Raw genomic sequence first — 19,507 nt, forward strand, 5'->3', positions numbered from 1 at the left:
CGGCCGCTCAACTCGCCAGCGGCGATCTGATCGAAGTGCTGCCCGGCTGGGCACCGCGCCGCGAGATTGTGCACGCGGTGTTTGCGTCGCGGCGGGAGCTGTTGCCCTCGGTGCGCACGTTGATCGATTTTCTGGGTGAGGAGTTCAAGAAGCTGGAGGAGGATTGAGGGCATCGACCTGACAGCCACCTGAAATATTCATTGACGACTTGAAAGATAATGCGAATAATTCGCAACACCAATTATCCAGGGAGTCGCCGTGTCTGCCGTCACATGCCGTGTTCATTACGCCTATGCCGTGTTGCTGTCTTTGGCCGCCCCGGTGGCTGCCGCGCAGACGGCGCCCGTCCAGGAACTTCAAACGGTGCAAGTGCTCGGCACAGCGGAAGAGGAAGTGAAGGAGTCGTTGGGCGTGTCCGTCATCACGGCGGACGAGATCGCCAAGCACCCACCGGCCAACGATCTTTCCGAGATCATCCGGCGCGAACCGGGTGTGAACCTCACCGGCAATAGCGCAAGCGGTAATCGCGGCAACAACCGTCAGATCGATATTCGCGGCATGGGGCCGGAAAACACGCTCGTCCTGATCGATGGCAAACCCACCACGTCGCGAAATTCTGTTCGCTATGGGTGGAATGGCGATCGCGATACGCGCGGCGAAACCAACTGGGTGCCGGCCGAAGAAGTGGAGCGCATCGAAGTGCTTCGCGGACCGGCTGCTGCCCGGTATGGCTCCGGAGCAATGGGCGGCGTGATCAACATCATCACCAAGCAGCCCACTGACAAGATCAGCGGCTCCGTCACCACGTACACCAATCAACCTGAAGACGGTGACGAGGGCGCAACCTATCGCACCAATTTTCGATTGAGCGGCCCGGTGACCGACAAGGTGTCGTTTCGCGTTTATGGCAACTACAGCGACACGAAACCCGATGCCCGCGATATCAACGCGCAAAACATCACCGTCGATTCGAGTGGCCTGGCCGGTCGCGAGGGCGTGGTGAATCAGGATCTGAGCGCGTTGCTGCGGTGGGCGTTGACCAAAACGCAAACGCTCGATCTGGATGCGTCGTATAGCCGCCAGGGCAACCGTTTTGCCGGCGACACGATGTTGAACAATGATGGCGGCAATCCTGCTTTCATCAGCAGTTTGTACGGCAAAGAGACGAACATCATGTACCGCAGTGCGTTCAGCCTCACGCATCGCGGGGAATGGGAATGGGGCAGTTCGCGCTTTTCGGCGGCGCAGGATTACACGCGCAACTCGCGGCTCAACGAAGGCCTGGCCGGCGGCCCCGAAGGCGCGCCGCAAGAGGGCGAGGGGTGGTACACCGCCGAGCTGAAGAACTGGCGGCTCAACGGTGAAGTGAACGTGCCGCTGACGCTCGGCGTGGATCAGGTCGTCACGATGGGCGCCGAGTATTTGCGCGAAACGTTGGATGACCCCGGCGCGTTGCGCACCACGCCGTGGGAACCCCGCCCCGGGCTGATCGACGGGTTCAATCGCGGTCAAACCAATACGCGCGCCAATAGCTATGCGCTCTTCATCGAAGACAACATCGAGGCCACTCAACGCACGATCGTGACGCCCGGCGTGCGTTTGGATCACCACAACAAATTCGGCAGCAACTGGAGCCCCAGCCTGAACGCGTCCTACAAGGTGGCCGACGGCTGGACCTTGAAGGGCGGCGTGGCGCGGGCGTACAAGGCGCCCAACCTGTATCAGTCCAACCCGAACTATCTGCTGTTCAGCCGGGGCTTCGGCTGCAATCAGGCGCAGGCCAATAGCGGCGGCTGCTTTCTGCAAGGCAATGAAAACCTGTCGCCCGAAACCAGCGTCAACAAGGAAATCGGTCTGGCCTACGATTCGGGCACCTGGCGCGCCAGCGGCGCCTATTTCCGCAACGATTACAAAAACAAGATCGTGGCGGGCAATCAGTTTGTCGCCATCCTGCCGGGCACCGGGCAGCGCGTGCTGCAATGGGAAAATGCCGACCGCGCGGTGGTGCAGGGTCTCGAAGGCAATCTCTTCGTGCCCTTGACAACGGCATGGGATTGGACCACGAACTTTACCTACATGATCGAGTCGAAAGACAAGACGACAGGCGAGCCGCTCAGCGTGATTCCGCGCTTCACCGTCAACTCGGTGCTCGATTGGCGCGCCACTGAAAAATGGGGCGTACAGGCAAACGTGACGTGGTACGGCAAACAGAAGTCGCCGAGCTACAGCGCGCGGCGCAACGTTGAGATTGCCGAAGCCAACCAGCGCGATATCTCGCCTTATGCGCTGCTGGGCCTGAACACTCGCTATACCATCAACGACAATCTGCGCCTGGTGGTCGGTGTGAGCAATGTGTTCGACAAGCGCCTGTATCGCGCGGGTGTGGCAGATTATGCGGGCGCGCAAACCTATAACGAAGTGGGCCGCGCCTACTACGCGAGTGTCACCGCGTCGTTTTGAGGGGGTTGCGGTGAGCCTTCGCCACCGCGAGGGCTTCACGGAATGCGCGCTGCGGCTGGCGCACGCTTGGATCGTGTCGATCGCACGCGTGCATTCGGGGTATGGTTGAAGCTGACAGCCGGTCGATGCGACGGACAGCATCTTTGCCGTGAAATACGACCGGTGTGTAATGGGACTCGACCCTCGATGTGCCGGCGATTTGCCCGGCGTTGCGTCGATCCGCCATTTCCACAGGAGGCGCCCGTATGACGACCGCAGTTTCCAAACGCCGATCGGCGTATGTGCTTTTGCCCAGCACCAATATGTGGAACGTGGACAATCCGGGTGCCAGCCCGGCATTCGTGCGCCAGATGGGCACGTATCGGCAAGGCAGCCGGACGCGCCCATCCGAGGGTGCATTGTTGGCCGGTATGCAGATCGTGGATCGCGTAGCCCCCGGCGATACGGTGCTCGTCAACATGACCGATGACGAACGCTTGGCCCTGCTGCTGGAGCAACCCGGTTTGCGCATTCTGCCGGTGGGTGAGTTGGCGCCCTTGTGGCTGCGGCGTCCCATCGTCATCCCGTTCATCGGCCTGCAAGCGCGCGCCCGCGTGGCCTTGACGGTGGATGTGGTCGACGCCGACAGCGGCGCCCCGCTCGCCAACGTGGATGTGGTGGGCTACGTGAATCGGGCCGAGCGGGTGGGGGCGAGCAGCCGCACCAACGCGCGCGGCCGTGCCCGGTTGATGTTTCCGCAGGACGTGACCGCCCTCGAGTCGGTGGAGGCTTACCCCGCCAGCGGATATTGGCAGGCCTACGTGGCGAAGGCTGCGGTGGGCGCCGAGACATTGCGCATCACGTGCCGCCCGATCGACTTCGCCACCGGCGACGCACGGCGGCATTTTGGCTTTGAAGGCGCGGAGGGTGACGGTGAAGGGGTGCGGGTCGCCGTGATCGATACGGGCGTGGCCAAGCACCCCGATTTGAAGATTGCACGGGGCGTGAACGTGGTGCAGGGCGAGAAGGCGGGCGACGTGGCCGATCAGGTCGGGCACGGTACGCACGTGGCCGGCATTATCGCGGGGCGCGCAGCGCCGGGTAAGGGCGTGCGCGGCGTGGCGCCAGCCGCTGCGCTCAACGTGTATCGCGTCTTTGGGCGCAGCCAGGAAACGGCCACATCGTTCAACATCGCGAAGGGCATTCGGCAAGCGGTGGACGATGGCTGCGACGTGATCAATCTGTCGCTGGGTGGTGCGGGCGATGTGCCGGATGTGCTGCGCGAAATCCAGCGGGCGCGTGCGCTCGGTGTGGTGTGTGTGGCCGCCACAGGCAACGATTATCGTGCGCCGGTGAGCTACCCCGCGCGCTACAGCCAGGTGATGGCCGTTACAGCGATGGGGCGGCGCGGCACGTTTCCTCGTGGCGCGTTGCAAACGCTCGAAGTCGCCAAACCGTTTGGCGTGGATCGCAAGAATTTCGTGGCGGCATTCAGCAATGTCGGGAGTGAAGTGAGTTTGACTGGCCCCGGCGTGGGCATTGTGTCGACCTATCTCGACGGCTATGCCGTGATGGATGGCACATCCATGGCGTGCCCGGTAATGAGCGGCGCTGTGGCGCGGTTATTGGCAAAACATCCCCGTCTGCTGGGGATGGCGCGCAACCAGAAGCGCTCGGACGAGATCCTCAGACTGGCGCTCAACGAAGCGCAAAAATTAGGGTTCGGCGTAAACTTTGAGGGTGCTGGAATTTTGATGTAGGATGAAAACATCATGAGCCGCTACGTCATTTGCTATCAAGGTGCAAACGATCCTTCTCAACAGGAGGTGAGCAGCTTGTTGTCTTGTTTCGATCGCGTAAAGGTGATCGATACCTTGCCGGGCACCCTTCTGGTGGATGGCCCCAAGGCCGAAATCGCATCCGTGGTCAAAGGCATGTCGCAATGGACGTTCTCACCCGAGCGCGTGGTAAGCGTTCGCCCGCCGCGCCGTCGTCTGAAAGCGCCAGCCTGACATCGACCTCGTGTTGGCCCGTGCGTGGGCCGTGAATTGCATTTGAATCCGCGTCGCTTTGATCTAGCATCCACTTGATATGGACCTGATACGGTCAGCGGTCAGGGTTGCGGCATTGGCGCGCGGCAAGCGTGTCCAGGGTAGTGAGCGCGTCCGAGAGGTGTCGGGCGCTTGTCATATTCATCGGCGATCCTGCGCATATGAAACCTCGCTTCCGTTTTGCGGCCGATGCCGCCCTTGAACCCAAACGCGTTCGTCTCACGCCCGACCCGATCGATACCTACGACGATCGTCAGGGTTTCGATCCTTTGTTCATCGATCCCGCTATGGCGGTCCCGTTGCCGCGTCTGGCCGCTACTGTGGCGCGCGATGTGGCGACTCACACATGGCGGGGACGCAAAACGCATGTGCTGGATTACACCCATTTCTCCGTCGCGGTTTCCAAGTCGCGCCGGTTGCCGATCTACAGTGCCTGCAATATCGATGGGGCGCAGGCGATCGACGTGCCACGCACCAATATCTGGAAGTACGACCCGCGCATCGATCAGAAATATCAGATTCTGAAAGAGGTTTATGGCGATCAGAAGGCGGGCTTCTTCAGCCGCGGTCATATGACGCGCAGGCAGGATCCGAATTGGGGTGGCAAGAAGACGGCGCGCCAAGCCGATGCCGATACGTTCCATGCCACCAATGCCGCACCGCAAGTGCAAGGCTTCAATGGCGGATTGTGGAACGAGGTCGAGGATTACGTGTTGGCCAATACCCAACGCGACCGGATGCGTATCAGCGTGTTTACCGGGCCGGTTTTTCGCGCCGACGATCCCGTCGTGCATGGGATAAAGATTCCGCGCCAGTTCTGGAAAATCGTGGCCTTTGTGCACGACGAATCGGGGGCGCTCGCCGCCATCGCTTACCTGTGCTCGCAAGCGCGCGCCGTTGCGGACCTGGAGCCCACGTTCGTGTTTGGCGAGTTTCAGGATCAACAGCGGCCGATCGGTGCGATCCAAGCCCTGACGGGGCTCACGTTCGGCGACCTCGCGCAACGCGATGTGCTGGCGGGCGCGGATATCGAGTTTGCCGTGGCGTTGAAAGACGTACGGGACATCATGCTGGTGTAAGGCGGGTGATGTGCCTACCTGCCTCACTGCACGATCGGCGTCATCTCCAGAAACCGTGCGATCACCTGCACAGGCTGACGCTCCTGCAGGCAATAGAGAAATTCGTGCATCTCGATCTCCACATCGGCGACCCGCAACGTGACCAAGCCATCGTGGGCCGGGATCTCGCGTGACGGGATCAGGCTGACGCCCATCTCGCACAGGATGGCCTCCCGTATGGATTCACGGCTGCCGATCTCAATGGTGTGGCGCACTGGGATGCCCGCGTCTTGAAAGGCTTGTTCGGTCAATTGCCGCGTCATGGATCCGGACTCGCGCAGCAAAAGCGTGTGCGCGGCGAGCGCCTCCAGCGTGACGGTATCCCGCTCGGCCAATGGGTGGGATCGATGGACCACGGCACGCAAGGGATCGGCGGCGATCATGCGTCGGTAGAGATGACTGTCGCTCATGAGAAATGAAGACGTGGCGATGTCGATCTGGTAATCCTGCAGGGCCCGCAGCATGCTCTGCGAATTGCCGATGGTGAGTGAGAGTTCCACGCCGCGATAACGTTCGTGATAACGCCGCACGGTATCCATGATGTAGAAGGGGCCCGTGGCGCCCACGCGCAGGATGCCTTCGCGCAGCTCGCTGGCGTCACGCAGCCGGAAATCGATCTCGTTTTCCTGCTGGACGAGTTTTTCCACCATCGGCATCAGGCTGCGCCCCATGTCCGACAGGTTCATCGCACGGCCTTGGCGATGAAACAACTCGACGCCATAGCGCGCCTCGAGCTGGCGCAGGTGGCCCGTTACCGTGGGTTGGCTGACGCCCAGCAACGTGGCGGCCTTGGTGACGCTGCCGCAACGCGCAACGGCATAAAACGATTTCAGTTCGGCAACGAGCATGACATGAGGGCCTGTGGTTGAGCGCGCGACGATCGCTACCGTACCGCGAAAAATCTGATCGTGGCATCACGGAACTTGGGGAAAGTGTCATGACGGTTCCATGACAGGTTTCCATACTGAGCACGTTTTCCACCAGCCGGAGGCATCATGCCCCAGCGCGAAACCGCCTTCTTATCGGTCAGTCACATCGTCAAGCACTTCGGCGCGCATGCCGCGCTGGGCGATGTGTCGCTGGACATTCTGCCGGGTGAACTGGTGTGTTTGCTGGGTCCGTCGGGCTGCGGCAAGACGACGCTGTTGCGCATTATCGCCGGACTGGAACGTCAGGATCGGGGAACGATCGTCCTGGGCGGGCGCGATATTTCGCTCGCCCCACCGCAAGCGCGCGACTACGGCATCCTGTTCCAGTCGTACGCGCTGTTTCCCAATCTGACCGTGGCGCAAAACGTGGCTTATGGCCTGAGCGGCAAGCGGGGCTTGCGGGACCGGATTGCGCGGCGCGTGGAAGAAATGCTGAGCCTGGTCGATATGGTCGGCTTTGCGAGCAAGTATCCGGGGCAGCTTTCAGGCGGACAGCAGCAGCGGGTAGCGCTGGCGCGCGCCCTGGCGCCGTCGCCTTCGCTCTTGCTCCTGGACGAACCGATGTCGGCGTTGGACGCGCGGGTGCGGGAGCATCTGCGCACCGAGCTGCGGGCGTTGCAGAAGCGGCTCTCGATTACGACGCTGATGGTGACGCACGATCAAGAAGAAGCGATGGTGATGGCTGACCGGATCGCGGTCATGAACGGCGGCGTCATCGAACAGTTCGGCACGCCGAATGAACTCTATCGTCAACCGGCTTCACCGTTCATTGCCGACTTCGTGGGCGAGGCCAACTGGTTGCCTTGCGAGCGCATAGACGAACACCGTGCACGTATTGGCGCACACGAGTTGCGCGTGCACTCGCCGTTGATGAACGGCACGCGCCGGCTGTTCGTGCGCCCGGAAGCGGTGCGCGTGGTGCCAGGACGCGATGCGATGTCCAACACGCTGCTGGCTGAAGTGCTGGATGGCGTGTTTCTGGGCCGCAGCTATCGCGTGGCTTTGCGGATGGAAGGGTTGTCGGGGGTGACGCTCAACGCCATCGTGCCGCCCGAGACCGGGGATGCGCTGCTGTCGCCGCAGGCCGCGCGCCATTGCCGCATCGAACTTCCCAGTGAGGCGCTGCGTGGTTACGCCTGAGCCCCTGATGACCGCTGCCGCGATCGCCACGCCCACGCCAGCCGCTCACGCCTTGCACGCGTCCCTCGTGGCACCCACGTCCCTGGGCCGTCGCCCGATGCCCGGCTGGGTGGGCGGCCTGGGTCTCATGCTTGGGCAAGGCGCGTTGGTGCTGTGGCTGGCACTCTTCCTCGCGCTGCCGTTGGGCGCCATCCTGGTGCGTGCATTGCTCGATAGCGACGGCGACTGGGCAGGGGTGGGGCGGCTGGCCGGCATCGTTGCGGCTGAAGGCTTTCCGGCCATGGTGGGCCGCAGCCTGACTGTCGGGCTGGTGACGACGCTGCTCGTCATTCCGTGCGCCTATGTTTTCGCCTATGGCCTGACGCGCACGTGTCTGCCGGGCCGTCGCGCGTTGCGCGTGGTGGCGTTGCTTCCCTTGCTCGCGCCATCGCTGCTGCCCGGCATCGCGTTGATCTATCTCCTGGGCAATCAGGGGTTGTTGAAAGACTTGGTGGGCGGCCAAACCATCTACGGGTTCTGGGGCATCGTGGTGGGCGAGGCGTTTTACACGTTCCCGCATGCGGTGATGATTCTCTTGACCGGCCTGGCCTTGGCCGACGGCCGGCTTTACGACGCGGCGCGCGCGATGGGGGCCTCGTCGTGGCGCACGTTCATGACCGTCACGTTGCCGGGCACGCGCTACGCCGTGTTTTCGGCGTGCTGTGTGGTGTTCACGCTCACCGTAACGGACTTTGGCGTGCCGAAGGTCGTGGGCGGCGATTACAACGTACTCGCCATGGAGGCCTACAAGGCCGTGATAGGGCAGCAGGATTTCGCTAAAGGGGCGGCGATCGGGATCTTGCTGTTGCTGCCGGCATTGCTGACGTTCTTTCTCGATCGCAAGCTGCGCGCGCGACAGGGGGCGCAGATCAGCGGTCGGGCGCAGCCCTATGTGGCGGGGCGTCATGGTCTGCGTGATGGCGTTTTCCTCATCCTGATGCTGACGATGGCAGCGGGCGTTCTCCTGGTGATCGGCGTTGCCGTCTGGGCGTCGTTCGTCAAAATGTGGCCGTACAACCTGTCGATGTCGCTGCGGTCATACGACTTCGGCAACATGGATGGCGGCGGTTGGCTGGCCTGGCGCAATAGTCTGCAGTTGGCGTTCTGGACGGCTGCGATCGGCACCGCGGTGGTGTTTGTCGGCGCGTGGATGATCGAGAAGATGCCTGCTGTGACGCCGACGGCGCGCGGGCTTCGTGGGCTGGTGAGCATGCTGGCATTGGCGCCGATGGCAGTGCCGGGCCTGGTGCTTGGCCTGGGCTACATCTTCGTGTTCAACAGCCCTGCGAACCCGGTGCCTGCGCTATATGGCAGCCTGGCGCTGCTCGTGGTTTGCACGATCGTTCACTTCTATACCAGTGCGCATCTGACCGCCGCCACGGCATTGAACGGTCTCGATCCCGAATTCGAAGCGGCCTCGCGTTCGCTGAAGTCGCCGCCGATCACCACCTTTTTTCGGGTGACGCTGCCGATGTGCCTGCCGGCCGTGTTGGATGTGGCGCGCTATCTGTTCGTGTCCGCCATGACGACTGTGTCGGCCCTGGTCTTTCTCTATAGCCCATCCACCGTGCTGACGGCGGTCGCCGTGCTGAACATGGACGACGCTGGCTTCATCGGCCCGGCCGCAGCGATGTGTACCGTGATCATGGCCAGTTCCGCCACCGCGTCGATCGTGCTGCATCTGGCCAGTCGCACGCTGGTGGCACGCTCGCAGCGTTGGCGGTTGCCGGCCGCGTGATGACGCACGCCACGCCCCCGCCATGCTTCATTCCTTCCGATCTTCTCAGGACAACTTTGATGACTACCTCCCCTTTGCCCGCACAACTCGAAGCCGTGATTTTCGACTGGGCCGGCACACTGGTCGACTTCGGTTCGTTTGCGCCTACCCAGGTGTTTGTCGAAGCGTTTGCCCAGTTCGGCGTGACGATGTCGCTCGAACAGGCGCGCGGCCCCATGGGGCTGGGCAAGTGGGACCACATCCGCACCTTGTGCGATGCGCCCGAGATTGCGCAGCAATACGAGCAACGATTCGGTCATCTGCCGACCGATGACGATGTGACCGCGATCTATGAACGCTTTCTGCCGATGCAGCGCGACAAGGTGGCGCAATACTCGGCACCGATTCCCGGTGCGGTTGCAGTGCTGCAACGATTGCGCGACCAAGGACTGCAGATCGGCTCATGCTCGGGCTATCCGGCCAGCATCATGGCGCGCGTGGCCGAGCGAGCCGCGACTGAGGGCATTGCACCGGACTGCATCGTCGCCAGCGACGAGGTGCCGCGCGCGCGCCCTTCACCAGCCATGGCACTGAAGAACGTGGTCATGCTGGGCCTGAATGACGTTGCAGGCTGCGTGAAGGTGGACGACACGGCGCCCGGCATCGAAGAAGGCCGGCGTGCAGGCATGTGGACCGTGGCCTTGCTGCTATCGGGCAATGCCGCTGGCCTGACGTTGGCTGCCTTCGACGCCTCGGACGAGCACGAGAAGGAGACACTGCGACAACGCGCTCATGCCGAATTCGCTCCTACTCATCCGCACTACTCGATCGACACAATCGCCGATCTGCCCGACGTGATCGCCGATATCGAACAACGCCTGGCCGCCGGCCAACGCCCCTGAACCTTCACACTCAATCGACCCCGGAGTTTGCACATGAATCGCTACTACACCCTCCTGATCGCCTTGACGCTCGGTGGCCTGATGGGCACCGCACACGCCGACACCACGCTTACCGTGTACACCGCACTGGAAGCCGATCAAATCAAGGCTTACCAAGCGGCATTCGAAAAGGCCAATCCCGATATCCGCATCCAATGGGTGCGCGATTCGACCGGCATCATCACCGCCAAATTGCTGGCCGAGAAAAACAACCCCAAGGCCGACGCCGTATGGGGTCTGGCCGGTACGGCGTTGGGCCTGATGGACAAAGAAGGCATGCTGCAGCCATATGCGCCCCAAGGGCTGGATCAGATCGCCGCGAATATGCGCGACGCCAAGCCGGAACCGACCTGGGTGGGCATGAACGGCTACGCGGCCGCCTTGTGTGTGAATACGATCGAGGCCAAGAAGCAGAACCTGCCGATGCCCACATCCTGGCAGGACCTTACCAAGCCGGTGTACGCCGGCAAGATCGTCATGCCCAACCCGGCGTCTTCCGGCACCGGCTTTCTTGATGTGAGCGCCTGGCTGCAGCTGTTCGGCGAAGAGAAGGGCTGGGCGTTCATGGATGCGTTGCACAAGAACATCGGCGCCTATACGCACTCGGGCTCCAAGCCGTGCAATATGGCCGCTGCAGGCGAGTATCCCATCGGCGTGTCGTTCGACTATCGCGCGGCCAAGCTCAAGGCGGATGGCGCGCCGATCGAAGGCGTGTTTCCCTCCGAAGGACTGGGCTGGGAAATCGAAGCGACGGCGATCATGAAGGGCACCAAGCACGAGGCCGCCGCGCGCAAGCTGGCGGATTTCTCGGCCAGCCGGCAAGCCAACGAACTCTACAAAGCCAACTTTGCCGTGCTCGCGATTCCCTCGATTGCCACCGTCAATCCCAACCTGCCCGCAGACCTGAGCGCACGGTTGATCAAAAACGATTTCGTGTGGGCCGCCACGAATCGCGAACGCATCATCGCCCAGTGGACGCAGCGTTACGACGGCAAGTCCGAGCCGAAGAAATAATTCGGTCGGTATCGGTATCGATGTTGGTGACGGTATCAGCGTCGACATGCTGGTCGTGCCGCAGACGAAGTCGATCTTCTGCAGGTCCCGACCGGCATCGATGAGCACGCATTTTCCTCAAGAGAATCAACACAAATGAAGCAATACGATGTCATCGTCGTGGGTGCTGGCATGCTCGGTGTCGCGCACGCCTGGGCGGCCGCAAAGCGAGGCCTTTCGGTCGCGGTGATCGAACGCAGCCAGCAGGCGCATGGTGCCACCATCCGCAATTTCGGTCAGGTGCTGGTGACCGGGCAAGCGCCGGGCATGATGCTGTCGCACGCCACGCAATCGCGGGAACTGTGGTTGGCGCTGGCGCGTGAAGCCGGCTTTCATGTACGCGCCAACGGCAGCCTGGTGCTGGCGCGTTCGGCCGTGGAAGCCGATGTGCTGGAAGAGTTTGCGGGCGACCGGCTTGGCCGCGAAGGGTATCGCGCAGCGCTGCTGTCGAGCCGTGAGTTGAGCCAGCTCTTCGATGGACAGGTTGCACATCACCACGCGGCCCTGCAGGGGTTTGACGACTTGCAGATCTACTCGCGCGAGGCGCTCCCCGCCATTCGCCAATATCTGACGGTAACGTTGGGAGTGACGTTCATCACGGGTACGCTGGCGCGAGCCGCCGAAAACGGTGACGTGCACACCACGGCGGGCGACTTCAAGGCGCGCCATGTGTTCGTGTGCCCAGGACACGACTATCTGACGCTGATGCCCGCGCTTTTTGCCGCCATGAACCTGGAGGTAAGCCGACTGCAAATGCTGCGCGTGGCTTTCGAGGGTGCGGGCTTCGCACTCGACCGGCCGGTGTTGACCGGTCTGTCGTGTGTGCACTATGGCGCGTTTTCGGATCTGCCCACGGCCCAGGTGCTTCGCGATCGCATCCAGGCCACCACGCCGATGCTGTTGGACCATGGCATCCATCTCTTGATCAGCCCCACGCCGCATGGCGACCTGATCATCGGCGACTCGCATCACTACGGTCAGGACGCGCCGCCGTTCAACGACGAGGCCATCGATCAGGCGTTGCTGGGCCTGGCCACACAAGCGCTGGGCAGTCGCCTGCGCGTGGTGGAGCGCTGGCAGGGCGTGTACGGCGCGCATGGTCCTGCGCCGTTCTCCGTGTTGCCGGTGGATGCCGCAACCACGGTGGCAGTCATGCATTCCGGCGTGGGGATGACGGTGGGGTTGGCGATCGGCGAGCGCGCGGTGGCGGCGGTGTTTTCGGCGTAAATGCTCGAACGAAATACCTGAATGAATACGTGAATTACCGGACGCCGTACCAGACGGCGGCCGGGCCCTGCGAGCTGAATACGTAAGGAATAGGTGAAGGAATAGGGGAAGCAAGACGTGAGGCAATGTGCCAGCGCTTGCAGCCGGTGGCCTTGCCCGCTACAGTCCAACGACCCCCAAACTTCGCGGATGCCTCATGCGCTCGAACGCTTTCTCCACCGTGCTTGGTTTTGCGCTGATCTCGACCACTGCGGCCCATGCCGCGCAATCGGCCGGGGCACCCGCCGACGCCGCGCGTATCGATCGCATCACGCTGTCGTCGGGCGGGGTGGCCGAAGTGCATCGCGTGGCCAACGTCGACGGCAATGGCACGGTGCGTATCGAGGTGCCGTTAACGCACGTCAACGATGTGCTCAAGAGCCTGCTGGTGAGCGACGCGGGCGGCACGCTCGATTCGCTCACACTGGACGGCCTGTCGCCAGTTGAAGAAACGTTTTCGACGCTGCCGTTCGATGCCAAAACCATCGGGTCATTGCCCGCGTTGCTGCAACGGTTGAAAGGCATTCAGGTGCGTGCGACGTCGGGTGGGCGCAGCATCGAAGGGGCGGTCCTGGGCACCGACAGCAACCGCGTCAAAACGCCGGAGGGCGAGACGATTGCTGAGCATCGGTTGTCGGTGTTGACGCAAGATAAGCGCATCGATGTGCTGCGCCTGGGCGCCGATGCCACCGTCGATATTCTTGACGCCGCGATGCGCGATCGCTTCGCCGATGCCGTTCAATCGTTGGGGCGTGCCGGCAACGACCAACTGCGTGAGCTTGCGGTCAACGTGAAGGGGGCAGGTCAACGTGCCGTCGGTTTGAGCTACATCACCGCCGCGCCGGTATGGAAGCCCGCATTCCGTTTGGTGATCGGCAATGCCGGCGACGCACGCCTGCAAGGCTGGGCCGTCCTCGAAAACGCAACGGGTCAGGATTGGAAGGATGTGGATTTGACGTTGGTGTCCGGCGCACCGGTCACGTTGACGCAAAAGCTGCATGACCGGTACTGGCGCCAGCGGCCCGAGTTGCCCGTGACAGTCGGGGTCGGCGAAATGCCACGCGCCGATAACTCGGCCGGCGTCTCGGTGGCACGCAAGCAAGCCGAGGTACAAGGCGGCAGGGGAGCCGGTGCGCGCGCTGAATCGTCGGCGATGATGTCGGCCGACATGGCCCGGCCGCGTCCGGCGGCGGTGCCCATGCCTGCACCGATGGCCACGCCCGCCGCGCCCACGCAGGCGGCGAGCGCGCAAGAGAACATGACGAACGTGAGCTTTCATTTGCCGCAGCCCGTGACGCTGGCGCGCGGTCAAACATTATCCGTGCCTTTCGTGGATGTGGCGCTGCCGGCTGAGCGCCTGGCGGTGTTCCAACCCGAGATGCGATCGTTCAATCCGGTGTCGGCTGTGATGCTCAAGAACACGTCGCCCAGCACGCTGCCACCGGGCATCCTGACGGTGTATGACGGTGCGTCGGGCTTTGTGGGCGACGCCAAGATGCCTGCATTGCCGGCGGGCGAATCGCGCCTAGCCAGCTTTGCAGCGGATCGCAAGGTCGAGATTACTTCGGAGGTGAAACCCGAAGAGCAGATGGTGGATGTGAAGGTGAGCGAGGGCGTGGCGCAAATCCGGAGCTTGTCGCGCACGGTGACCACATATCGCATCAAAGGCGCAAGCGATGCGCCGCGGGTGATCGTCATCGAACATCCCAAGCAAGCGGGCTGGACCACGCGCTCAGATCGTCTGGATAGCGAAACGGCCACGCATCGCCGCCTGCGGATCGATGTGGCGGCCGGGGCGACCGCTGAAGTGAGTGTAACGGACGAACTGCCGGGCACGGATACTTTTGCGTTGACCGATACCGACGAACAAGTGCTGATCATGCTGGCCAATGCGCCTGCGGCACCGGCGTTGAGCGCCAAGCTCAAAGCACTTGCCCAGCAGCGCCGCACGTGGGCGGCTACCGAGCGCAAGCTGGCCGATATCGACACCAGGATCGAGAAGCAGAATGGCGAGCAATCGCGCCTGCGCGACAACCTGAGTGCCGTGCCGCCCGATAGCGAGCTTGGCCGCCGCTATATGGATCTCCTCGCGAAATCCGAAAATGCGATGGCCGATCTGGCCACGCAGCGCGATCAGGTGGGTGTTGAATACGAGAAGCAGAAGGAAGCGTTCTTGCGCGCGATCGCAGCGCTTTAGCGCAAGTGAGCGTCCATCGGGATGAACGTCGCGCCGGTCGGCGACGCGCCCGATACCGCCGCGCTAGTCGACAATGGTGCCGTCTGCAAAGCCCTCGGAGATCTCGATCAGGCGTCGAACCACATCGATCTCCTTTGCATTGCGTGGTGCATACACCAGCACCGTATTGGCCGACACCGTAGGGCGCCCGGCCCACACATGCGGCTCGCCCCAGCCGCAGGCGATCACCGCCTTGCACCAGGCGCTGGGCAGCGTCATGTGCAGGCCGCCATCATCGGGATGATGATGTGCGAATTCGCGTCCGATCAGGAAACCGTACTCGCCCACGCCTGCGCGCGCTTTCGGTAGAAAAAGGCCCAGCGTGCCGGGCGTGCCGCGCAAGGTAGGCGCCTTATCCGCCGATTCCCATTGCTCGATCAACGTGCGCAGGGCTTGCCACTGCGCGTGCTCGGGATGTTGCTCGAGCTGATGCTGGGGCGGCCCCGGATATACCTTGGGGGCGGGACCGGCGCGCTGCGGAAGTGCATCGGGCGAGGGGATGGTCGATTCCGGCATGGGGTCTGACTCCTGATGAGGCGACGAGGTGAAGGCAGGCGCTTTCCCGCCCCAGCCAAGCATACGGAGTTCAACCGCCGTTCAGCAGCACCCTCGTACAGTAAGTTTGTAACCTGTCTCGATCCATCGCTCCCCCTTATTTCGTCATCCGCCCAAAGGACGTCTATGAAAACCCATGCCGAAGGCCACCGGTCGCGGCTCGCCACGGTCGTGTATGCCCTGCTCGACCCATTGCCGTTCGGCTTCTTCGCCGCCGCGTTCATTTTCGACGTGCTGTACATGCGCACGGCCGGGATCCTGTGGATGAAGGCCGCCGCATGGTTGATCGTGTTCGGACTGATCCTTGCGATCGTTCCGCGATTGATCAATCTCGTCTCGGTGTGGTTCGTGCGGTCGCGCGTGGCCGCAGGGGCCGAGAAGCTGCACTTCTGGCTGAACCTGCTGGCTATCGTCGCAGCCATCGTGAATGCGTTCGTGCACAGTCGCGACGCCTACGCGGTCATCCCGCAAGGCGTTTGGCTTTCTGCGATAACCGTGTTGTTGTTGTGTGGGGCACATGTCGTTCTGTCCTTGCACCGGTTCGATGATCAGGAGCGTGGCCATGAATAAATCCAAGTCGTTGGGCGCGCTATCGGTGGCGTTGGTCGTGCTGGTAGGCGGTTGCAGTGAGAAAGCGCAGGTCGATCCCGTGAAGCAGATGGGCGCTAATCCCACCTTGCCGAAGGCGCAGAATTTTCTGGTGCCGCCCATGCAGGTGCCGGATGGCAAAGGGTGGGCGGCCGGGGCGGCGCCCAAAGTGGCGACCGGGCTGAAGATCGAGAAAATCGCGGCCGATCTGTTGCATCCCCGGATGCTTTACACGCTGCCCAATGGCGACGTGCTTGTCGTGGAGTCCAACGGGCCGGGTACCGAAGCCGTTACCACACCCAAGCAATTGATCGCCACGGTGGTGAAGAACCAATCCGGCAAGGGCGGCAAAGGCGGGAACCGGATTACCTTGCTGCGCAAGAGCCCGGGCGGTGGCGCGTGGGAAAAGCACGTGTTCATCGAAAACCTGCATTCGCCGTTTGGCGTGCAGTTGATCGGCAACACGCTGTATGTGGCGAATACCGACAGCATCATGCAGTACCGCTATACGCCGGGTGAAACGAAGATGTCCGATCCCGGCACGGAATTCACCGATCTGCCGAGCACGATCAATCACCATTGGACCAAGGCGCTGCTGGCGAGCCCGGATGGACGCAAACTTTATGTGGGCGTGGGTTCGAACAGCAACATCACCGAGAATGGCCTGGAGGTGGAATACCGGCGCGCGGCTGTCCTGGAGGTCGACGTCGCCACGCGCGGCAGTCGCGTCTACGCGTCCGGTTTGCGCAATCCGACCGGGCTGCAGTGGGAGCCGCAGAGCGGCAAGCTCTGGGCGATCGTCAATGAGCGCGATGAAATCGGCGCGGACCTGGTGCCGGACTATATGACCGCGGTGCGTGAGGGCGGATTCTACGGCTGGCCCTACAGCTACTACGGGCAGAACGTGGATGAGCGGGTGATGCCGCAGCGCCCCGATCTGGTGAAGACAGCGCTCAAGCCAGACTATGCGCTGGCCTCGCACGTGGCACCCCTGGGCCTGTGGTTCTACACCGGCTCCGGTTTGCAGGCGAAGTACAAGGGTGGCGCATTCGTCGCCGAGCATGGCAGTTGGGATCGCACGCCGTTAAGTGGCTACGAAGTGGTGTACGTGCCGTTTGCCAATGGCGTGCCCACAGGGCCTGCTCAAACGGTGGTGAGTGGTTTCTATTCTGCCGACCAGAAGGATCTCTATGGTGCACCCGTAGGGATGACGCAAAGCGCCGAAGGTGCGTTGCTCATTGCGGACGACGTGGGCAACGCGGTCTGGAGCGTTACTGGCGACGGCAGTTGACGCCGATCGGCACCCGCACCGAGGCATAAAAAAATCGGCCGCTTCATATCGAAGGGGCCGATTTCATTGGGGCAGTGAACTTATCCCCGGGGCTTACGCGTCAGTATCAGAGCGCTTGCAGTTCCACATTCGTGCGATCGCTTTTATCCGAGGGCTTCGGCGTGATCTTGGGATCTGCCGAAGGCTGGGGCGTCAAGTTTGCCGAGGCGGCGTCCGGCACCGTCAGGTAGGGCAGCTTCAACGCGTCGCTCGTCATACGGCGAATCTCGTTCGTGAGGGCGGGGCTCTCGTTGATCTTGCGACCGTAGGAGGGCACGATTTCCTTCAGACGCGTTTCCCAGCCGGCGGCCATTTCCTTCGGAAACGCTTTCGCCAACACGTTAAGCATGATGGGGGGCGAGGTCGACGCGCCGGGCGATGCGCCCAGCAGAGCCGCGATCGTGCCTTCCTTGTCGGTCACGATTTCCGTGCCGAATTGCAGGATGGCGCCTTTTTGCGGATCGCGCTTGATGACCTGCACGCGCTGGCCGGCCGTGACCAGTTTCCAGTCGCTGCGCTTGGCTTCAGGGAAATACTTGATCAATTCGGCGTGACGATCTTCGTCGGTCAGCGCGGCTTGCTGCGCCAGATAGCGCACCAGATCCAGGTTTTCCGAGCCCACGGCGAGCATGCCTGCCACGTTGTTGTGGTTGACCGACGAGAACAGATCGAACCACGAGCCTTCCTTCAGGAACTTGGTGCTGAAGAGGGCGAAGGGTCCGAAGAGCGTGACCGGCTTGCCGTCGAGCTTGCGGGCATCCAGGTGCGGTACCGACATCGGCGGTGAGCCGGCTTCGGCTTTGCCGTATGCCTTGACGTTATGACGGGCGCTGATTTCCAGCGATTCAAAGGCCAGGAATTGACCGCCCACCGGGAAGCCGGCGTAGTCCTTGGATTCCGGAATGCCGGACAGTTGCAGGAGCTTGAGCGAGGCACCACCGGCGCCGATGAACACGAACTTCGATTTGATCGTCGTGTCGTTACCCGACTTCAGGTCGTGTACGGTCACGTTCCAGGTCTTGTCGTCGTTCTGATGCAGGCCACGCACTTCGTGGCCGAGTTGCAGTTCGAAGTTCGGGTTGGTCTGCAACGACTTCGTGAGTTCGCGCGTGATCACGCCGAAGTTCACGTCGGTGCCCAAGGGCATATAGGTCGCGGCGAGCTTTTGCTTCGGGTCGCGGCCTTCGATCATCAACGGCGCCCACTTGCGGATCTGTTCTTGATCCTGGGTGAATTCCATACCGTAGAAGAGCGGGTTCTTGATCAGCGCCGCGTGACGCTTGCGCAGATATTCGATGTTCTCATCGCCCCAGACGAAGCTCATGTGCGGCGTGGGATTGATGAAAGCCGACGGCTCTTGCAGATGGCCGCGCTTCACTTGATGCGACCAGAACTGGCGCGACACCTCGAACTGCTCGGCAATGCCGACGGCGCGTTTGGTTTCGATCGAACCATCTTCGAGCTCGGGCGTGTAGTTCAGCTCGGCAAATGCCGAGTGACCCGTGCCGGCGTTGTTCCAGCCGTCCGAGCTTTCCATGGCGACGCCGTCCATGCGTTCGAACAGCTTCATCTTCCAGCCCGGTTCGAGCTCTTGCAGATACGTCGCCAACGTGACGCTCATCACGCCGCCGCCGATCAGAACCACATCCACGGGCTGTTCGTTATCTGCTTTCGGGGGCGAACCCTTGTACAGAGGCCAGTAGAGGAAAACCACGGCGACCACCGCGAGGACCACGATGAGCCCCGCTAGTGTTTTGAGGATTTTTTTCATAACTTCCGGGAGGTCTAGAAAGAGAGTGGGCGTGGCTTTGCACGCGGGCGCATGGCATCCGCAGCCGACGACGGCTCGCAGAAACGACTATCCATAGGCGGCGCACGTAGGTCGCACAGCAGACAAGACGTCGAATCGTGCAACAGCAGCGCCCAGAAAAAATGCGTTCGATCAGGCAACCTTTAGGTTGCGCCGCAACATTTTAGCAAGAGTGAAATTAATCCCTCGAAAACACGCTTTATCTGTAGGGGTATACCCTGGGTGTGGCGGCCATGCTAGCCGGGATCGGGGCGGGCGGACCTGAATGGGTTGACTGCAACAACCGTGGAAATGG

The 19,507-nt window shown here is 62.2% G+C and carries 15 protein-coding genes and 1 pseudogene; 13 read left to right on the forward strand and 3 right to left on the reverse strand.

Annotated elements, in window-relative coordinates; all coding sequences use genetic code 11:
* Positions 1–8 precede the first annotated feature (8 nt).
* The 5 genes and pseudogenes from EYW45_RS04710 to EYW45_RS04730 all read left to right on the forward strand — a co-directional run.
* A pseudogene (locus EYW45_RS04710) lies at positions 9–167 on the forward strand (LysR family transcriptional regulator); the annotation flags it as partial.
* A 91-nt stretch (positions 168–258) separates the two neighbouring features.
* Positions 259–2,460, forward strand: coding sequence for a FepA family TonB-dependent siderophore receptor (locus EYW45_RS04715; RefSeq protein ID WP_161134200.1), 2,202 nt, complete (start codon positions 259–261; stop codon positions 2,458–2,460).
* Between the two features lie 245 nt (positions 2,461–2,705).
* Positions 2,706–4,199 (forward strand): S8 family peptidase, encoded by a 1,494-nt coding sequence (locus tag EYW45_RS04720; protein ID WP_161134201.1) that lies wholly within the window; start codon positions 2,706–2,708, stop codon positions 4,197–4,199.
* A gap of 12 nt (positions 4,200–4,211) precedes the next feature.
* Positions 4,212–4,451, forward strand: coding sequence for a hypothetical protein (locus EYW45_RS04725; RefSeq protein ID WP_161134202.1), 240 nt, complete (start codon positions 4,212–4,214; stop codon positions 4,449–4,451).
* A 200-nt stretch (positions 4,452–4,651) separates the two neighbouring features.
* Positions 4,652–5,569 carry a DNA/RNA non-specific endonuclease gene (locus EYW45_RS04730; RefSeq protein WP_161134203.1) on the forward strand — a complete coding sequence of 306 codons (918 nt, stop codon included), beginning with the start codon at positions 4,652–4,654 and terminating at the stop codon, positions 5,567–5,569.
* Positions 5,570–5,592: 23 nt separating this feature from the next.
* Here the strand turns inward: EYW45_RS04730 and EYW45_RS04735 are convergent, their stop codons facing one another.
* Positions 5,593–6,456 (reverse strand): LysR substrate-binding domain-containing protein, encoded by an 864-nt coding sequence (locus tag EYW45_RS04735; RefSeq protein ID WP_161134204.1) that lies wholly within the window; start codon positions 6,454–6,456, stop codon positions 5,593–5,595.
* Between the two features lie 147 nt (positions 6,457–6,603).
* Here EYW45_RS04735 and EYW45_RS04740 point away from each other — a divergent pair, with 147 nt between their 5' ends.
* The 6 genes from EYW45_RS04740 to EYW45_RS04765 all read left to right on the forward strand — a co-directional run bounded on the left by EYW45_RS04740 (position 6,604) and on the right by EYW45_RS04765 (position 14,890).
* Positions 6,604–7,677 carry a putative 2-aminoethylphosphonate ABC transporter ATP-binding protein gene (locus tag EYW45_RS04740; protein ID WP_161134205.1) on the forward strand — a complete coding sequence of 358 codons (1,074 nt, stop codon included), beginning with the start codon at positions 6,604–6,606 and terminating at the stop codon, positions 7,675–7,677.
* Positions 7,678–7,684: 7 nt separating this feature from the next.
* A complete protein-coding gene (locus tag EYW45_RS04745; protein WP_161134206.1) occupies positions 7,685–9,454 on the forward strand; it encodes a putative 2-aminoethylphosphonate ABC transporter permease subunit in 1,770 nt (589 codons plus the stop codon).
* Positions 9,455–9,513: 59 nt separating this feature from the next.
* Positions 9,514–10,335 carry a phosphonoacetaldehyde hydrolase gene (phnX, locus tag EYW45_RS04750; RefSeq protein WP_161134207.1) on the forward strand — a complete coding sequence of 274 codons (822 nt, stop codon included), beginning with the start codon at positions 9,514–9,516 and terminating at the stop codon, positions 10,333–10,335.
* A gap of 33 nt (positions 10,336–10,368) precedes the next feature.
* Positions 10,369–11,388 carry a putative 2-aminoethylphosphonate ABC transporter substrate-binding protein gene (locus tag EYW45_RS04755; protein ID WP_161134208.1) on the forward strand — a complete coding sequence of 340 codons (1,020 nt, stop codon included), beginning with the start codon at positions 10,369–10,371 and terminating at the stop codon, positions 11,386–11,388.
* 135 nt (positions 11,389–11,523) lie between these two features.
* Positions 11,524–12,654 carry a TIGR03364 family FAD-dependent oxidoreductase gene (locus EYW45_RS04760; RefSeq protein WP_161134209.1) on the forward strand — a complete coding sequence of 377 codons (1,131 nt, stop codon included), beginning with the start codon at positions 11,524–11,526 and terminating at the stop codon, positions 12,652–12,654.
* A gap of 196 nt (positions 12,655–12,850) precedes the next feature.
* The gene (locus tag EYW45_RS04765) at positions 12,851–14,890 is read left to right on the forward strand and encodes a DUF4139 domain-containing protein (protein ID WP_161134210.1); all 2,040 of its coding nucleotides are present in this window, start codon (positions 12,851–12,853) and stop codon (positions 14,888–14,890) included.
* Between the two features lie 63 nt (positions 14,891–14,953).
* On the opposite strand, the gene EYW45_RS04770 is transcribed toward EYW45_RS04765, so the two are convergent.
* Complete coding sequence (locus tag EYW45_RS04770) at positions 14,954–15,445, reverse strand: luciferase domain-containing protein (RefSeq protein ID WP_161134211.1); 492 nt, start codon at positions 15,443–15,445, stop codon at positions 14,954–14,956.
* A gap of 165 nt (positions 15,446–15,610) precedes the next feature.
* On the opposite strand from EYW45_RS04770, the gene EYW45_RS04775 reads away from it, so the two are divergent.
* Together EYW45_RS04775 and EYW45_RS04780 are read left to right on the forward strand one after the other, a co-directional pair.
* Positions 15,611–16,054: a DUF2231 domain-containing protein gene (locus EYW45_RS04775; protein ID WP_161134212.1), complete on the forward strand. Its 444-nt coding sequence runs from the start codon at positions 15,611–15,613 to the stop codon at positions 16,052–16,054.
* Entirely contained in the window at positions 16,047–17,363 is a 1,317-nt protein-coding gene (locus EYW45_RS04780) for a PQQ-dependent sugar dehydrogenase (protein ID WP_161134213.1), read from the forward strand. Before EYW45_RS04775 ends, EYW45_RS04780 begins: the two co-directional genes overlap by 8 nt.
* 106 nt (positions 17,364–17,469) lie before the next feature.
* Here the strand turns inward: EYW45_RS04780 and mqo are convergent, their stop codons facing one another.
* The gene (gene mqo / locus EYW45_RS04785) at positions 17,470–19,173 is read right to left on the reverse strand and encodes a malate dehydrogenase (quinone) (protein WP_161134214.1); all 1,704 of its coding nucleotides are present in this window, start codon (positions 19,171–19,173) and stop codon (positions 17,470–17,472) included.
* Positions 19,174–19,507: the final 334 nt, after the last annotated feature.

Source organism: Schauerella aestuarii (assembly GCF_009866805.1).
In the GTDB taxonomy this organism is placed as follows: Bacteria; Pseudomonadota; Gammaproteobacteria; order Burkholderiales; family Burkholderiaceae_B; genus Schauerella; species Schauerella aestuarii.

Excerpts from the sequence above, each read along its gene's own strand:
- EYW45_RS04720 (WP_161134201.1), top strand. The coding sequence starts at position 2,706 with ATGACGACCGCAGTTTCCAAACGCCGATCGGCGTATGTGCTTTTGCCC.
- EYW45_RS04725 (WP_161134202.1), top strand. The coding sequence starts at position 4,212 with ATGAGCCGCTACGTCATTTGCTATCAAGGTGCAAACGATCCTTCTCAA.
- EYW45_RS04730 (WP_161134203.1), top strand. The coding sequence starts at position 4,652 with ATGAAACCTCGCTTCCGTTTTGCGGCCGATGCCGCCCTTGAACCCAAA.
- EYW45_RS04735 (WP_161134204.1), bottom strand. The coding sequence starts at position 6,456 with ATGCTCGTTGCCGAACTGAAATCGTTTTATGCCGTTGCGCGTTGCGGC.
- EYW45_RS04740 (WP_161134205.1), top strand. The coding sequence starts at position 6,604 with ATGCCCCAGCGCGAAACCGCCTTCTTATCGGTCAGTCACATCGTCAAG.
- EYW45_RS04745 (WP_161134206.1), top strand. The coding sequence starts at position 7,685 with ATGACCGCTGCCGCGATCGCCACGCCCACGCCAGCCGCTCACGCCTTG.
- phnX (WP_161134207.1), top strand. The coding sequence starts at position 9,514 with ATGACTACCTCCCCTTTGCCCGCACAACTCGAAGCCGTGATTTTCGAC.
- EYW45_RS04755 (WP_161134208.1), top strand. The coding sequence starts at position 10,369 with ATGAATCGCTACTACACCCTCCTGATCGCCTTGACGCTCGGTGGCCTG.
- EYW45_RS04760 (WP_161134209.1), top strand. The coding sequence starts at position 11,524 with ATGAAGCAATACGATGTCATCGTCGTGGGTGCTGGCATGCTCGGTGTC.
- EYW45_RS04765 (WP_161134210.1), top strand. The coding sequence starts at position 12,851 with ATGCGCTCGAACGCTTTCTCCACCGTGCTTGGTTTTGCGCTGATCTCG.
- EYW45_RS04770 (WP_161134211.1), bottom strand. The coding sequence starts at position 15,445 with ATGCCGGAATCGACCATCCCCTCGCCCGATGCACTTCCGCAGCGCGCC.
- EYW45_RS04775 (WP_161134212.1), top strand. The coding sequence starts at position 15,611 with ATGAAAACCCATGCCGAAGGCCACCGGTCGCGGCTCGCCACGGTCGTG.
- EYW45_RS04780 (WP_161134213.1), top strand. The coding sequence starts at position 16,047 with ATGAATAAATCCAAGTCGTTGGGCGCGCTATCGGTGGCGTTGGTCGTG.
- mqo (WP_161134214.1), bottom strand. The coding sequence starts at position 19,173 with ATGAAAAAAATCCTCAAAACACTAGCGGGGCTCATCGTGGTCCTCGCG.